This is a genomic window from Streptomyces sp. NBC_00078, from assembly GCF_026343335.1.
In the GTDB taxonomy this organism is placed as follows: Bacteria; Actinomycetota; Actinomycetes; order Streptomycetales; family Streptomycetaceae; genus Streptomyces.
Genome location: NZ_JAPELX010000001.1, coordinates 5,915,064 through 5,929,121 on the forward strand (window position 1 = coordinate 5,915,064; position 14,058 = coordinate 5,929,121).

Sequence of the window (14,058 nt, forward strand, 5' to 3'; positions counted from 1 at the left end):
GGGCCCCGTCTGATGCGATCTTTCAGGCGCCAGCCTCGTCGTTCTCCGAAGGGGCTGTCGGCATAGCGATCACGAACACGCCCTTGCCCTGAACCCCCTGAACAACACCTTCGGCTTGCAGTAGCTCGATGGCGGACTTGATGGTGCGACGGCTGACCGAGCCTCCCGTCTCCTGCTCCAGATCGTGCTGGGACGGAATGCGCCGACCGACAGGGATCTCGCCGCGTCGGATCCGCTCACGCAAGGCCGATGCCAGCTGTACGTACATCGGGGTGATGCTCTCCCGGTCGATCTCTATCATGCGTCGGAGCGTAAAAGGTCAGCCCAGGCCAGCATAGGACGCCCTCTTACGTGAGAAGACGTACCAAGACGTACTAGGTTCCTCTACAGTCTTTGGAGGAGAAGACCCCCGCGACGGGTGGAGCCGTCCGGGGGCATGGCCACCAACCGTATGGAGGTTGACGACAGTGAGCATTATCCACGCCTTGTTGCACCGGGCCCTGGCCCTGCTCGCGCCCGGCACCGGCACCCGCCGAGCGACCGCACGCCCCGCCGCACCGGCCCCAGCCGTGAAGGCACCCTGCCCCCAAGCCGTAACGCTTCCCGCTCACCGCTCCCCGTACGGGCTGCCCGTGCCGCTCGACGGTCGCGCCACCGCCCTGGTCCGCCCGTACGTGCTGGCGGCAGAACGGGAGCGCGAGCAGGAGTGTGCTCGTCGGCGGCGCCGGATCGCCCTGGTCCTGGCAGCGGACTTCGGCATCGACCTCGACCGGCACGTGGTCGGCGCGGAAAGGGCGGCGTGATGGGGGGCCGCGGCGAGTGGCGCGGGAGGCCGTACGGCGGTGACGCGCACGCGGACAAGGTCCCCCTGGATGCAGGCGCAGACACGGACGCGGACGCACGGCCGGGGCTGCCCAGCGAGCGGCAGGCGGGGATGCGCCCGCCGGTACGGATGTGCGTGCGCTGCCATGTGACCACCGAGGCCCCCGTCGTGGTGTGCGTGGTGCACCAGAACTCGGGGCCCGGCTTCACCGTGTACGCCTGCCGGGCGTGCGCCCCGCACTTCCCGCCGCCGGATCCGGCCGACGTGCCCACTCGCACCGGGGGTGAGCGGTGAGTGCGCGCGGCATGGCGGACGCGCGGGCGCCGCTGTCGGCGGAATGCGCCCTGGCCCGTCGGGCCGGATACGAGGATGTACACGGCGCCTGCCGTCAACTGCGGGACGTACCGGTGCCGCACAGCACGAGCCTGCTGCTGGTGCGCCGCTGCGGCTGCGGCTGCCACCGCCCGGCGGGGGAGGGTGAGCGGTGAACGCCGGCAGTCCGCCCGGGCTTCGCGTGCCAGGAACTGATGGTGCTCGTCACCCCCAGCCTCGGCTGGGGCCCGGATCTGCTGGTGAACCATAACGACAACGGCGTGGCGGAGAGTGGCACTGGCACGGTCTACAAGAACTACAACCTCGCCAAGGACGGCACGTTCTGGCGTGGGGTGATCAACTCGAACAGGCGAAACGACATCGCATCGGCCGACTGCGAGCGGATCACGTTCGGGCAGAACGCCCGCACCAGGCCGAACGACAAGCATGCCCCCACTCTCGATGTCCTTGTCGGGGGATGGACGAGGTTGACGGGGATTCCATGGGCGTGAGCGTGCTCGCGTTGCGCATGAAACGACTTCGGAGGTTCTGACTCGCAGGATTGGGGAGTGGATTTGGGCCCACGGGCCCATCTCGGGCAGGCCGCACCTCCCTACCGTCGAACCCTGTCGTGAACCAACGGCGGGGGGACCGGGGAATCACCGAGGGTGACCTGAACGGCCCCCTTCGCCCTGGGAGTTGAGAAGGGGGCGGGCATGGCGTCGATCGGGGGAGTGCCGGAGTTCGAGGCAGCGTGGCCGTCAGGCCCGGGTGGGCGCCGGAGTATGCCCACCCCCCTCTCCACCGCCCTCGTCCTCACCCACGCCCTCTTCGGCTTCACGATCCTCGGCGGCCTCGGCCTCCTGCTCACGGCGACTTCGTACGACGCCCTCGACGGCGGCGTACTCGCCCTGCTCGCCTACGCGGCCGCTCCAGGCACCCTCGGCTGGTGGCTGGCCCGGCGCAGCTGGGAGGGCGGGGTCCGGGTCTGGCGCGGACTGGTCGCCGTGCAGGTGTGGCTGATCCTGTGCGGTCTCGCAAACCTGGTCGGGGGATCGGCCCGCGGAGGCCTCCAGCTTGTCCTGCCGATCCTGATCCTCCTCTTCCTGCTCCGCCGCGAGAGCCGTCAGTGGTACGAACTCCCCGGACTCGAGCGCGCCGAGCACCGCCCGTTCTCCCTGGCCCGCATGATCCGTTGGCGCCGGGACGACGGCCAGACCGCGGTCGAGTACGCGGGCCTCGTCGCCATCGTCGCCGCGATCGTCACGGCGCTGCTCGTCAGCGGTCTGGGCACGCAGATCTACGGCGGCATCGAGGCCCAGATCTGCAAGGTCGCCGGCATGGGCTGCCCGGCCCCGTCCGCAGGCGGCACCACAGCGGACAGCAGCAACGCCCAGGGTCAGCCCGACGACACCCGGAGCAACGGCGACAACGGCAGCAACGGCGGCAACGGCGATGGTTCGGACAACCCGGACCAGAAGAACCCCGCCGACGACGGGGACAAGAAGGACGACGACAAGAAGGACGACGACAAGAAGGACGACGGCTGTTTCTCGGGCGTCGGCGCCTTCTTCGGCTGCGCCGGCAACCAGGTCAAACAGGTGGGCCAGGGCCTCTTCGTGGACGGCGTCTGGGGCGACCTGACCGGCATCTACGACATGGTCCGCCACCCCCTCGACACGCTCAGCGGCATCGGCGACTACGGCAAGCAGCTCGGCCACGACTGGATGGACAACTCCAAGTACGCCCGCGACAAGTGGTCCAAGGGCGACTACCTGGGCGCGGTCCTGGGCTGGGGCGGCTCCTCGCTGAAGACCGGCGGGACCGTCCTCTACGACATGTTCATCGGCAAGGACGTCGCCGACCAGTGGAACAACGGCAACCAGACCCGTGCCGTCACCACCGTCCTGTGGAACATCGGCTCGCTCTTCATCCCCGGCTACGACGTCGGAAAGGTCGTCGAGAAGATCGGTGTGCTCGGCAAACTCGGCAAGCTGGGCAAGCTCGCGGAGAAGGCCGGCAAGGCGGCGGAGGACGCCAAGAAGGCGGCCAAGGCCGGTGACGTGGCGGGTGCGGAGAAGGCCGCGAAGGAGGCCGACGACGCGGCGGAGGAAGCGGAGAAGAAGGCCAGGCAGAGCGGCTGCACGATCTCCGCTCCGAGCCGCCGTATCCCGTACGACGGCACCGCCCCGGCCGGCCAGGGAGCCTTCACGGATTCCTCCGGCACCGGCACCACCGTCCTCGCCGCCGCGGCGTCCGGCTCCCCGTACGTGGTCCTCGCCGAGGACGGCTGCGACGAGGACGCCAAGAAGGAGGCGGAGGAGGCCCGCAAGCAGGCCGACGAGGCGGACGACGCCGCCGGCCGCTTGACCAAGGAAGAGGTCGAGGCGGCCAAGAAGCCGACCGTCCAGCAGGGCGACCCGAAGAAGTTCAAGGACCACTTCCTGCGCCACAAGAAGCTGGTCGAGGACGCGCTCGGTACCAAGTACAAGAAGCTCAAGGAGGACGGTCCGCGGTTCCTGCAGGACATCGAGGCCAACATCAAGAACGGCACCTTCAAGCTGGTCGGCAAAGGCACGTTGAAGAAGAACGAAGCGGAGGGCCTCATCTACCGTGGCAACGGCGTGACGATCGTCCTGCATGAGAACGGCGACTTCTGGACCGCTCTGAAGTCCGGCGAGGGCCTGGACACGTCGATCGAGATCACCAAGAAGGCCGAGTGACCGAGTGTCAGGAGCAGCAGTGTCCCCTTCGAGCCCGCCTCGTTCGAGCCCGTACTCGTCGAGTCCGACTCCCTGGAGCAGGGCTGAGGACGTCCTGCGGCAGCGGTACGTGACGGACGTCCTCGTCCCGGGCCGGATCGACCGGGACGGGGCGGTTCCGCGGTTCGCCCCGCAGCCGCTCGTCGTGTTCGTCGTACTCGACGAGGGAGCCCTGCGTCTGGAGTCGGTCGACGGGTACGGTCGCCTGGAGGTCCGGGTCGTGGACTCGGTCGCCCTGGACGGCGTCGAACTCTTCGCGGACATCGAGGAGGAAGGGGACGAACTGGCCCTCGCCTCCCAGGGCGAACAGCTCTTCGGCGACAGCTGGGACCGCCTTCGCTGCAGCACCATCCGCCCCTTCATGGACTCGGGGTCGAAGCCCGGCGAGGGCGTGGTCAGGTGCCTGGCCCTCGAACTCGAGTCCCGCTACTGGCTCTTCTTCGATCCGACCTGGTCCTTCGGCATCAGAATCGGAAACGCCGAGGACATGCGCCGCTGGGAGCGGGAGTACGGCGACCGACCGGAATGAGGCGGGCGGGCTGCCCGACCTGGCGCAGCTGGTCACCGAGGTGGTCGAGGAATACGCCGACGGACTGCGAGCGGTCCTGGCCCGGCTCGACGACGACTTCCGGAAGTCGACCGACCCTCGCGGGGGCTGAACACCCGGGAAATCGCCGTACGTTCAGGCGTCGACCGTCACATCCACCCGCACCCCCGGCCCGAGCCCCCAACCCGCCATCGCCCCGGCCTCCGACTCCAGCACATGCCGGGAACGAGGCCGGGGGAGGCCCAACCGCCAGGGCTTCATGGTGCGTACGGCGATGACTCGGAGGCCGCGGTCGAGGTAGGCGACGTCGATGGAGATGCGCATACGGAAGGTGTGCACGCTGTTGGCCGGGGTGAGCAGGATGGCGCCGTCGACGGAGTCCCGCCCCAACAGGCCTTTCGTACGGGCCCGATAGGAGGCGGCGACCTCCAGCGGAACGGCCACGCCGGCGGCCTCCCCATCTTCCGCCCGCACGACCAACTTCCCCCGCCCGTCCCGCCATCGCCGCGCCATACCAGGGAACCTCCAGCCCGAACGTCCTGCCTGCCTGCCTGCCTGTCTGCCGTGCGGACTGAACGTATCCGCAGGGAAGTAGGTCCCACATGGGCCCACGGACCCATGCTCTCCCGTCGCCGTGGCCATAGGGTCCCGCCGTGCGCGTCCTCCTCTTCGTCCTCCTCGTCGCCGCGGCCGCTCTCTGGGGAGCGGGAACGGGCCTCGTGCTGCCCCGCGCGGCCCACCGTCTCTCGGTCGAACCGGACGAGCCCTGGAGCTCCCGCTGCCCGGTCGGCCATCCGATCACGGGTGCGTACGGGGGATGGCTGGGCCGCGCGAGCTGCCCCGGCGGCGCGGGCGGCGCGGAAGGGGCCGGCCCCTGCGGTGCGTACGGTCCGAGCACACGCACCATCGCCACGGTGACCGCACTCGTCTGCGCCGCCCTGGCCGCCGCGGCTGGGGGCCCGCACCCCGAGACGGCGGTCTGGGTTCTCCTCGCCCCCGTCGCGGTCCTGCTGGCCGTCGTCGACCACCGCGTCCACCGTCTCCCCGACGTCCTGACGCTTCCGCTGGCCGCCACGGCCGCCGTGCTGCTGGGCGTCGCCTCCGTCCTCCCCTCGGCCGCGGGCTCCTGGCCGACCGCTCTCCTCGGCGGTCTCACCCTGGGCGCCGCCTACCTCCTCCTCTTCCTGGCCAACCCCTCCGGTATGGGCTTCGGCGACGTGAAGCTGGCCCTCGCCCTCGGCACGGCCCTCGGCTGGTACGGCTGGCGGGTCCTGCTGACGGGTGCCTTCGCGGGGCTGCTCTACGGCGCGCTGTACGGCCTCGGGATGGTCGTCGTACGCCGGGCCGGCCGCAAGTCGGCGATTCCGCTCGGGCCGTTCATGCTGGGCGGCGCGTTCACGGGGCTGCTGCTGGGCGCTTCTGCGGGGGCGTGACCGTAGGGGTACGGCGTACGGTGAAGAACGACCGCTGAGGGACCAACCAGGGCGAGGGCTCCGATGTCGAAGATCGTGCTGATGATGGGCGTCTCCCTCGACGGCTACATCGAGGGCCCCGACCACGACATCAGCTGGCACCGCGTCGACGAGGAACTGCACCAGCACCTCAACAACGAGATCAGAGGCTACGGCGCGCTCCTGAGCGGCCGCCGCGTCTACGAGCTGATGGCCGACTACTGGCCCACCGCGGACGCGGACCCGAACGCCTCCGCCATCACCTCAGAGTTCGCCGCGATCTGGCGGGACATCCCGAAGGTCGTGTACTCACGGACCCTGGAGCGGGCCGAGTGGAACGCGACCGTCGTGCGGGACGTCGTCCCCGAGGAGGTCAGGGCGCTCAAGGAGCGGTCAAAGCGGGATCTCGGGCTCGGCGGGGCCGAGGTCGCCGGGGAGTTCCTGCGGCTCGGGCTCGTCGACGCGTACTCGATCTGCGTCCACCCCGTCGTCGTCGGACGTGGCAGGAAGCTCTTCCCGGAGGGCGACATCGCCGCATCCCTCCGGCTCGTCGAGAGCCGCACCTTCGGCAACGGCGTCGTACAGCTGCGGTACGAGCGAAGCGACACCGGCGGCGCCTCGTAAAGGAGTTGTCCCGCTCGGCGCGGCGCGGGTAGGAAGGACGGCATGACTGGACTCGGTGCTGTGTTCCGGCCCCAACTGCCCCCCGAGCGACTGCGCGCCGTCGCCCGTATCGCCGACGAGAGCGGGCTTGAGGAGCTCTGGCTGTGGGAGGACTGTTTCCGGGAGGGCGGGATCTCGACCGCCGCAGCCGCCCTCGCCTGGACCGAGCGAGTGCGAGTCGGCGTCGGACTGCTTCCCGTGCCGCTGCGGAACGTCGCCATCACCGCCATGGAAGCCGCCTCCCTCCACCGGATGTTCCCGGGGCGGGCCGTCGTCGGCGTCGGGCACGGCGTGCAGGACTGGATGGGGCAGGTCGGGGCGCGGGTCGAGTCGCCGGTGACCTTGCTTCGCGAGCATCTCGACGCGCTGCGCGCCCTGCTGCGCGGGGAGCAGCTCACGACCGATGGACGATACGTCCACCTCGACGACGTCGGCCTCGACTGGCCGCCGTCGCATCCCGTGCCCGTTTTCGCCGGTGCCACCGGGCCGCGTTCGCTGCGGCTGTCCGGTGAGGCCGCGGACGGCACCGTCCTGACCGCTTCCACCACGGCCGACGGGGTACGGCGGGCCCGTCAACTCATCGACGAGGGGCGGGAGTCGGCCGGGCGGTCCGGCGACCCGCACGAGGTCGTCGTCTATCTGCTCACCGCCACCGGACCCGACGCCGCCTCCCGGCTCCGGTCCGAACTGGCCGACGAGGGGCTCGACGCCGTCCCCGGCCTCGGGGTCGCCGGGGACGCCGGTGCCGTCGCCACGGCCGTACAACGACTCGCCGAGGCGGGCGCCGACAGGGTGATCCTCCAGCCGACGGGAGACGAGCCCGACGCCGAGGGTTTCGTGCGGTTCGCGGCCGAAGAGGTCAGACCTTTCGTCAAGTGAACGGCCGCGCGCGCCTGGGACGACACGAGCGGGCCGCGTGAACTGCTCCCCGCCCCCCTCTCTGACAGGACAGGCCCCCTCATGCCTCACGAAGAACCCCACGGCGACAAGCCCCGCAGCTTCGAGGATCTCGTCGCCGAGGGCGTCGCCGTGTCCACCGAGGGGTGGGACTTTTCCTGGTTCGAGGGCCGGGCCACGGAGGAGCGGCCCTCATGGGGATACGCCGTCGCCCTGGCCGACCGGCTTGCCGCAGCCACCGCCGCACTGGACGTCCAGACCGGGGGAGGGGAGGTCCTGGCATTCGCCCTCGGCCGGGCCGTGAAGGCCCCGGCGCTCACCGCCGCGACCGAGGGCCGGCCACCGAACGTGGCCAGGGCCACCGCCCTGCTGCGCCCGCGCGGCACCCTGGTCGTCGCCGTGCCCGAGGACGCGCCGCTTCCGTTCGCGGACGGCGCCTTCGACCTCGTCAGCAGCCGGCACCCGGTGACCCCGCACTGGGCGGAGATCGCCCGCGTCCTGGAGCCGGGCGGCACCTACTTCGCCCAGCACGTCGGCCCGGGCAGCGTGTACGAGCTCGTCGAGTACTTCCTGGGACCGCAGCCGGACCAGTCGCGCAGCGCCCGCCACCCCGGCGGCGAACGCGCCCGTGCCGAGGCCGCCGGCCTGGAGATCGTCGACCTGCGCGCCGAGCGGCTGCGCATCGAGTTCCACGACATCGCGGCCGTCGTGCACTTCCTTCGCAAGGTGGTCTGGATGGTCCCCGGCTTCACCGTCGAGGCGTACGAGGACCGCCTCCGTGCCCTGCACGAACGGATCGAGGCCGAGGGCCCGTTCGTCGCGCACAGCACCCGGCACCTCTTCGACGCCCGCAGGCCACTCCACCGCTGAGCGCTACGCGTGCGGGCCCGCGGCCACCTCCCCGATCACCAACTCGGCCTCCGCCTCCAGCACTTCACCCACCCGCTGCGCCTGCTCGCCCACCTCCCGCTCCTGGCGGGCGGTCAGCCGCCCGAGCGGCTCCACCGTGACGGTCGTACGACGTCCCCGGCGCCGCTGGTGCCAGACGCCCGCCACCACACCGTCCACCAGCAGCACGGGGTAGTTGCCCGCCTGCCCGCCGGCCAGCGCCCGCTGGTGGGCGGCCCCCGGGAACAGCGTCCGGCGGGGCCGCGCGGCGATGGCGTAGGCATCGAAGTACGGCAGCAGACGGACCCCGCGGACCCGGCCCCCGGGGAACTCCGTGTCACCGGCCACGACCCAGCACCCCTCCGCCCCCTCGAACACGACCTCCTCGATCTCCCCCGACCCGGCCAGTTCCGCGAACAACCTCGCTGTCCAACCACCCGGTGCCGCAAGCCACTTGGCGAAGTTCTGCGGCGACGCGGGACCGTACGCGTGCAGGTAACGGCGTACGAGCTCGCGCAGCGCCTCCTCAGGCGGCAGCGGAGTGAAGTGCGGCGGGCGGGTGTACGTCACCTTGCGGCCCCGGTTCGGGCCGGAGCACATCGCACCGGACTGGCCGGCCCGGTGCATCACCTGCCGCCAGCGCGGCCACAGGTCCTGGAAGGCGGGCATCACCCGGTCGCCGGCCCAGGAACCGGTGCGGGCGACGACCTCCTCGCTCAGCTCGTCCACGGTCAGGCACACGCCCTCCAGGGCGTCCCCGATCGCCGCCACGATCTGACGCGCCTGCTCCTCGGTCACCCGCACGTCCGGTGCGGACGGGCTCGCCCGGGACGGCACGGCGGGCAACGCCGAACACCACAACGGCAGTTCACGCGCGGGCAGCAGGTGCACGGTCCCGCGCGGCCCGTGCATCTTCACCAGCGAGTCCGGTGCGGGGGCGCCCCACACCGCGGCGCGCACGTCGGCCCGCGTCACGCCCTCGGCCCGTACCCCCACCGACACCTCCGCCGCGGACAGCACCTGGGCATGCGCGCCGAGCATCGCGCCGACGACCTCGGCGACCGGAGTACCGCCACCGGCGGATGTGGCCAGGAACTGCCGTTCCAGCCGGCGAGCGCTCGCCTCGTTCCACGTGATCTGCAGGGTCATGAGCCGACGGTAGGCCGGAAGTAGGTCGCAGGCTGTCCGCTATCGGGGTCCCGCAGGACTTCGTACCGGACAATCGACGCATCAAGGGCGGATCGCAATCGCACATTCGCAGGTGTGGCAGGGTTTCCGCATTGTTATCGAGGTTTGCTCGCCTCCGCGGTAAGCCTCACGTAAGTTCAGGCCAAGGTAATTCGCGTCAGCAAAGCTGCGCGGGCGGCACCGTGCAGCGGAGGGGGCTGCGCGGTGCCTTTTTCTGCGTCAAGTCGGTGTTGGCGGCCGGGTCACCCGGTTGGGGGATGCGGGGGCGGCCCGGCCGTGCGAGGCGCGGGATGCGCCAAACGCTCCGGATCGCTCCGCTCCCGCCCGATTTCCTTGGGAATCCGCTGTGTTCCGGCCATGAACGGGCCATGAACCAGCCATGAGAGGGCCGCTCCGTGCTCATCGGGGCGTCGCCGTTCGATTCCGGAGAGTAGTTGTGGCACGCCGATGCAGCCAGCAGCACTTACGAAGGGTTATGGTGGAAACCCCCCCTCGGGCCGGTCCGTCTCCCCCCCACGGACCGGCCCGTTTTCTGTGTCTGGCGTGTGCGCCCCGCCACCCTGCTCCCGCCACCTTTCTCTCCCCCCACCCAACGCCCAACGCCCTGCACCCAACGCCCTGCACCTTGCCCCGGCGCGCGACGCAGGAGTAGTCCGGACGGCTGCGCGGTGGAAGCCCTGTGGAAGCCCTTGCGGCCCGGCCCCGTTGGCGGCGGACCGGTGCCACGGGGGTAGGCTTCGCCTCCGGGGACCGTCATACGGAGATCCCGGACCGCCATACGGACAGGGCCCGCCCTCGGCCGAGCCGCCGAGCCCGGGCCGCGCCTGTCCGATCCGTACGGAGGGGCTGACAATCACGTGAACCTGCGCGACAAGCTGCGCGGCCTGCTGGTCAGGCTGTACGCGCGCCGGGTGGAAGGTCACCTGGACCACGCTCAGGTGCCCAAGCACATCGGCGTCATCATGGACGGCAACCGGCGCTGGGCGAAGGCCGCGGGCTCCACCACCGTGCACGGTCACCGGGCCGGCGCCGAGAAGATCGAGGAGTTCCTCGGCTGGTGCAGCGAGACGGACGTCGGTGTCGTCACCCTCTGGCTGCTGTCGACGGACAACTTCGACCGTCCCCAGGACGAACTCGGTCCGCTCCTCGGGATCATCGAGGACGTCGTACGGACCCTCGCCGCGGACGGCCGCTGGCGTGTGCACCACGTCGGCACCCCCGACCTGCTGCCCTCGCAGATGCGCAATGCCCTGAAGGAGGCCGAGGAGTCCACCGCCCACATCGACGGAATACTGGTCAACGTCGCCATCGGGTACGGCGGACGCCAGGAGATCGCCGACGCGGTGCGCGCGATGCTCGTCGACGCCCAGGACAAGGGCACCTCGATGGAGGAGCTCGCCGAGGCCGTCGACGTCGACATGATCGGCCGGCACCTCTACACCGGCGCGCAGCCCGACCCCGACCTCGTGATCCGTACCAGCGGCGAACAGCGGTTGTCCGGTTTCATGCTGTGGCAGACCGCTCACTCGGAGTACTACTTCTGTGAGGTCTTCTGGCCGGCCTTCCGCAAGGTCGACTTTCTGCGCGCCCTGCGTGACTACGCGGCGCGCCACCGCCGCTACGGCGGCTGACACACATCACGCCTGCTGAGCGGCGCTGCGACCGCCCCGCGGTGGGGCGGAAGCGTCGCGCTTTCCGGAGGGATACCCCCAGGCCCCCAGGAGTTCACCAGGGCGCCGTCATATGCGTCGGCATGGCACCGCGTGTTCGAGGGCATAAGCCAGTCAGGTCGATGCCCGAACCACGGGTGTCGGATCTCAGCGGACGGCACGGGGCCGTCCGCCCGGGAGGCCCTTTGCACCAGCTCGATCGTGCGGTCACTGCACGGACGAAAAGGCGGAGGGCCGGTTCTCGGCCCTCGCAGGGCGGCCGACAACCGGTCCAGCTCCACTCCGTCGCTCCCCGACCTCATCCGAGGGGGTACGTCCTTCCGTGGTGACCAGCACAAAGCGCCGCATGCCTGACCGGCGCACTTATGTTCTCGACACCAGCGTCCTGCTGGCCGACCCGAACGCCCTGAACCGCTTCGACGAGCACGAGGTAGTGCTGCCGATCGTCGTGGTGACAGAGCTGGAGGCCAAGCGGCACCATCCCGAACTCGGCTACTTCGCCCGGCAGGCCCTTCGTCTGCTCGACGAGTTCCGGGTCCGGCACGGTCGCCTCGACGCCCCCATCCCGATCGGGGAACTCGGCGGCACGGTGCGTGTCGAGCTCAATCACTCGGACCCCAGCGTGCTGCCGACCGGCTACCGCCTGGGGGACAACGACTCCCGCATCCTCGCGGTCGCCCGCAATCTGCAGGCCGAGGGGTTCGACGTCACGGTCGTGTCGAAGGACCTGCCGCTCAGGATCAAGGCGTCCTCGGTCGGACTCCTCGCCGAGGAGTACCGGGCCGAGCTCGCCATCACGGGCTCCTCCGGCTGGACCGGAATGTCCGAACTGACCCTGCCCGGCGAGCAGGTGGACATCCTCTTCGAGGAAGGGCACGTGTATGTGCCCGAGGCCGCAGACCTTCCCGTGCACACGGGGCTGACGATCCAGTCGGAGCGCGGCAAGGCCCTCGGCCGGGTCACGCCCGAGGGCAACATCCGCCTCGTGCGCGGCGACCGGGAGGCGTTCGGCATCAAGGGGAGGAGCGCGGAACAGCGGATCGCGCTCGATCTGCTCCTCGACCCGGACGTCGGGATCGTCTCCATGGGCGGCCGGGCCGGCACCGGCAAGTCGGCGCTCGCGCTGTGCGCCGGACTTGAGGCTGTGCTGGAGCGGCGCCAGCACCAGAAGGTGATGGTCTTCCGGCCGCTGTACGCGGTCGGCGGGCAGGAACTCGGCTATCTGCCGGGCTCCGAGTCCGAGAAGATGAGCCCCTGGGCGCAGGCGGTCTTCGACACACTGTCCGCGGTCGCCAGCCGCGAGGTCATCGAAGAGGTCACCTCGCGCGGGATGCTGGAGGTCCTTCCGCTCACCCACATCCGCGGGCGCTCGCTGCACGACGCGTTCGTGATCGTGGACGAGGCGCAGTCGCTGGAACGGAATGTCCTGCTGACTGTTCTGTCCCGAATCGGCTCCAATTCAAGGGTGATTCTCACCCATGACGTGGCGCAAAGGGACAATCTGCGCGTCGGTCGCTATGACGGTGTCGTCGCCGTCGTGGAGAAGCTGAAGGGGCACCCGCTCTTCGCGCACATGACCCTGACGAGGTCCGAGAGGTCCCAGATCGCGGCGCTTGTGACCGAAATGCTGGAGGACGGCCAAATCTGAGGTAATCCAGGCCAGTTGGCGCCGTCTCGCAAAGGCTGTGAGCCTAGCGGGGCGGCGTCTTCGCGTGTTGCTGTTTCTCGAAATCACCTGGGCCAAACGGGATGTGAGCTTTCACACGCAACTCAGAATTGCCACCCGGCGCCTGGTTACGGCAGAGTCTCACTCCTGTCAGGCCCCGCATACGACACATCTGTACCCCCAGCGGTACGGCACCACAAAAGCATCACAACTAACTCCACAGCGTCGTCGTATGCCGCCCGTGCTCCACGCGGTGCTCCCCTCAAGGGAGTTGCCCATCGGGTCCGTGCCTCCCGTGACCCCGTAGTTGGGAGGACAGCGCCAGGGGCACGATTGCGTCCGCCAGGGTCACCGACGCGGACGATGCTGGAAGGAAACCGTGTGAGCCGGATTTCGGTCCGGGGATTCGCAGTGGCCTCGGCCACCGCGGTCACCGCCGTCGGAAGCGTTGTCGGAGTTGCCTCGGGCAGCACCGCCCAGCCCAACGACGCCGAGGCGACGGCAAGCGACGCGACGCTCCTGGCGGACATACCCACGGGCCAGCAGGCCCAGGTCCAGACCGCCTCCCTGACGCAGCAGGCCGACGCCCAGGCCATCCAGGCCGACGCGAGCGCCAAGAAGGGCGCCGAGGAGGCTGCCCGCAAGGCTGCCGCCGACACCGCCATCGCCAAGAAGGAGGCGGCGGAGAAGGCAGCCAAGGAAGCCAAGGAGCGCGCCCGGACGAAGGCCGCGGCCAGCCGCAGCAGCGCCGACTTCCCGGTCCAGAGCTCGTACTCCGTCGGCGAGATCCAGTCGATGGCACGGCAGATGGTGCCGAGCGGCCAGTTCCAGTGCTTCAGCAACATCGTGGACCACGAGTCCAGCTGGAACTACCACGCGGTCAACGCCTCCTCCGGCGCATACGGCCTCTTCCAGGCCCTGCCCGCCTCCAAGTACTCGTCCGTCGGCGCCGACTGGCAGACGAACCCGGGCACCCAGATCAAGTGGGGCCTGAACTACATGAACAGCCGGTACGGCAGCCCGTGCGAGGCCTGGTCGTTCTGGTCGGCCAACCACTGGTACTGAGCCGCGAGGCCGGCGGCCTCACCTCTCAACCTTGCGCAGCCCCTCCCCGTCATAGGGGGAGGGGCTTTCGCCCTGTACGGTCGGACGCGACGACTCCAGGGGGGAGTGGTGGGGAAAGACGGGGGA

16 protein-coding genes are annotated in these 14,058 nt (G+C 70.1%); 13 read left to right on the forward strand and 3 right to left on the reverse strand.

What is annotated here, in order from left to right:
• Positions 1 to 22: 22 nt before the first annotated feature.
• Entirely contained in the window at positions 23 to 301 is a 279-nt protein-coding gene (locus OOK07_RS27890; protein ID WP_266684354.1) for a GntR family transcriptional regulator, read from the reverse strand.
• Between the two features lie 166 nt (positions 302 to 467).
• On the opposite strand from OOK07_RS27890, the gene OOK07_RS27895 reads away from it, so the two are divergent.
• From OOK07_RS27895 to OOK07_RS27920, 6 genes are all read left to right on the forward strand, one after another.
• Positions 468 to 803 (forward strand): hypothetical protein, encoded by a 336-nt coding sequence (locus tag OOK07_RS27895; protein WP_266799179.1) that lies wholly within the window; start codon positions 468 to 470, stop codon positions 801 to 803.
• Positions 803 to 1,117 (forward strand): hypothetical protein, encoded by a 315-nt coding sequence (locus tag OOK07_RS27900; RefSeq protein ID WP_266684358.1) that lies wholly within the window; start codon positions 803 to 805, stop codon positions 1,115 to 1,117. Before OOK07_RS27895 ends, OOK07_RS27900 begins: the two co-directional genes overlap by 1 nt.
• Positions 1,114 to 1,311, forward strand: coding sequence for a hypothetical protein (locus OOK07_RS27905; protein ID WP_266799181.1), 198 nt, complete (start codon positions 1,114 to 1,116; stop codon positions 1,309 to 1,311). Before OOK07_RS27900 ends, OOK07_RS27905 begins: the two co-directional genes overlap by 4 nt.
• 39 nt (positions 1,312 to 1,350) lie before the next feature.
• Entirely contained in the window at positions 1,351 to 1,647 is a 297-nt protein-coding gene (locus OOK07_RS27910) for a hypothetical protein (RefSeq protein WP_266799182.1), read from the forward strand.
• A gap of 273 nt (positions 1,648 to 1,920) precedes the next feature.
• Entirely contained in the window at positions 1,921 to 3,858 is a 1,938-nt protein-coding gene (locus OOK07_RS27915; protein WP_266799183.1) for a Flp family type IVb pilin, read from the forward strand.
• Between the two features lie 19 nt (positions 3,859 to 3,877).
• Positions 3,878 to 4,426 carry a hypothetical protein gene (locus tag OOK07_RS27920; RefSeq protein WP_266684366.1) on the forward strand — a complete coding sequence of 183 codons (549 nt, stop codon included), beginning with the start codon at positions 3,878 to 3,880 and terminating at the stop codon, positions 4,424 to 4,426.
• A gap of 153 nt (positions 4,427 to 4,579) precedes the next feature.
• Here the strand turns inward: OOK07_RS27920 and OOK07_RS27925 are convergent, their stop codons facing one another.
• Positions 4,580 to 4,957, reverse strand: a complete 378-nt coding sequence (locus OOK07_RS27925; protein WP_266799185.1) for a DUF192 domain-containing protein — start codon at positions 4,955 to 4,957, stop codon at positions 4,580 to 4,582.
• Between the two features lie 140 nt (positions 4,958 to 5,097).
• Here OOK07_RS27925 and OOK07_RS27930 point away from each other — a divergent pair, with 140 nt between their 5' ends.
• The 4 genes from OOK07_RS27930 to OOK07_RS27945 all read left to right on the forward strand — a co-directional run bounded on the left by OOK07_RS27930 (position 5,098) and on the right by OOK07_RS27945 (position 8,325).
• Positions 5,098 to 5,877, forward strand: a complete 780-nt coding sequence (locus OOK07_RS27930) for a prepilin peptidase (protein WP_266799187.1) — start codon at positions 5,098 to 5,100, stop codon at positions 5,875 to 5,877.
• 63 nt (positions 5,878 to 5,940) lie between these two features.
• Positions 5,941 to 6,519, forward strand: a complete 579-nt coding sequence (locus OOK07_RS27935; protein ID WP_266799189.1) for a dihydrofolate reductase family protein — start codon at positions 5,941 to 5,943, stop codon at positions 6,517 to 6,519.
• 42 nt (positions 6,520 to 6,561) lie between these two features.
• On the forward strand, positions 6,562 to 7,437 hold the full coding sequence (locus tag OOK07_RS27940) for an LLM class flavin-dependent oxidoreductase (protein WP_266799190.1): 876 nt from the start codon (positions 6,562 to 6,564) through the stop codon (positions 7,435 to 7,437).
• 81 nt (positions 7,438 to 7,518) lie between these two features.
• Entirely contained in the window at positions 7,519 to 8,325 is an 807-nt protein-coding gene (locus tag OOK07_RS27945; protein ID WP_266799192.1) for a methyltransferase domain-containing protein, read from the forward strand.
• A 3-nt stretch (positions 8,326 to 8,328) separates the two neighbouring features.
• Here the strand turns inward: OOK07_RS27945 and OOK07_RS27950 are convergent, their stop codons facing one another.
• Complete coding sequence (locus OOK07_RS27950; protein WP_266799194.1) at positions 8,329 to 9,492, reverse strand: winged helix DNA-binding domain-containing protein; 1,164 nt, start codon at positions 9,490 to 9,492, stop codon at positions 8,329 to 8,331.
• An 896-nt stretch (positions 9,493 to 10,388) separates the two neighbouring features.
• Here OOK07_RS27950 and OOK07_RS27955 point away from each other — a divergent pair.
• The 3 genes from OOK07_RS27955 to OOK07_RS27965 all read left to right on the forward strand — a co-directional run bounded on the left by OOK07_RS27955 (position 10,389) and on the right by OOK07_RS27965 (position 13,932).
• Positions 10,389 to 11,162 (forward strand): isoprenyl transferase, encoded by a 774-nt coding sequence (locus OOK07_RS27955; RefSeq protein WP_266684380.1) that lies wholly within the window; start codon positions 10,389 to 10,391, stop codon positions 11,160 to 11,162.
• Positions 11,163 to 11,523: 361 nt separating this feature from the next.
• Positions 11,524 to 12,849 carry an RNA 5'-3' helicase PhoH2 gene (gene phoH2 / locus OOK07_RS27960; protein ID WP_266684382.1) on the forward strand — a complete coding sequence of 442 codons (1,326 nt, stop codon included), beginning with the start codon at positions 11,524 to 11,526 and terminating at the stop codon, positions 12,847 to 12,849.
• 399 nt (positions 12,850 to 13,248) lie between these two features.
• Entirely contained in the window at positions 13,249 to 13,932 is a 684-nt protein-coding gene (locus OOK07_RS27965; protein ID WP_266684384.1) for an aggregation-promoting factor C-terminal-like domain-containing protein, read from the forward strand.
• Positions 13,933 to 14,058 lie beyond the last annotated feature (126 nt).

Bases quoted from the DNA above. Each gene is read 5' to 3' on its own strand.
- OOK07_RS27910 (WP_266799182.1), top strand. From the start codon at position 1,351: ATGGTGCTCGTCACCCCCAGCCTCGGCTGGGGCCCGGATCTGCTGGTG.
- OOK07_RS27925 (WP_266799185.1), bottom strand. From the start codon at position 4,957: ATGGCGCGGCGATGGCGGGACGGGCGGGGGAAGTTGGTCGTGCGGGCG.
- OOK07_RS27915 (WP_266799183.1), top strand. From the start codon at position 1,921: ATGCCCACCCCCCTCTCCACCGCCCTCGTCCTCACCCACGCCCTCTTC.
- OOK07_RS27935 (WP_266799189.1), top strand. From the start codon at position 5,941: ATGTCGAAGATCGTGCTGATGATGGGCGTCTCCCTCGACGGCTACATC.
- OOK07_RS27940 (WP_266799190.1), top strand. From the start codon at position 6,562: ATGACTGGACTCGGTGCTGTGTTCCGGCCCCAACTGCCCCCCGAGCGA.
- OOK07_RS27950 (WP_266799194.1), bottom strand. From the start codon at position 9,492: ATGACCCTGCAGATCACGTGGAACGAGGCGAGCGCTCGCCGGCTGGAA.
- OOK07_RS27945 (WP_266799192.1), top strand. From the start codon at position 7,519: ATGCCTCACGAAGAACCCCACGGCGACAAGCCCCGCAGCTTCGAGGAT.
- OOK07_RS27900 (WP_266684358.1), top strand. From the start codon at position 803: ATGGGGGGCCGCGGCGAGTGGCGCGGGAGGCCGTACGGCGGTGACGCG.
- OOK07_RS27890 (WP_266684354.1), bottom strand. From the start codon at position 301: ATGATAGAGATCGACCGGGAGAGCATCACCCCGATGTACGTACAGCTG.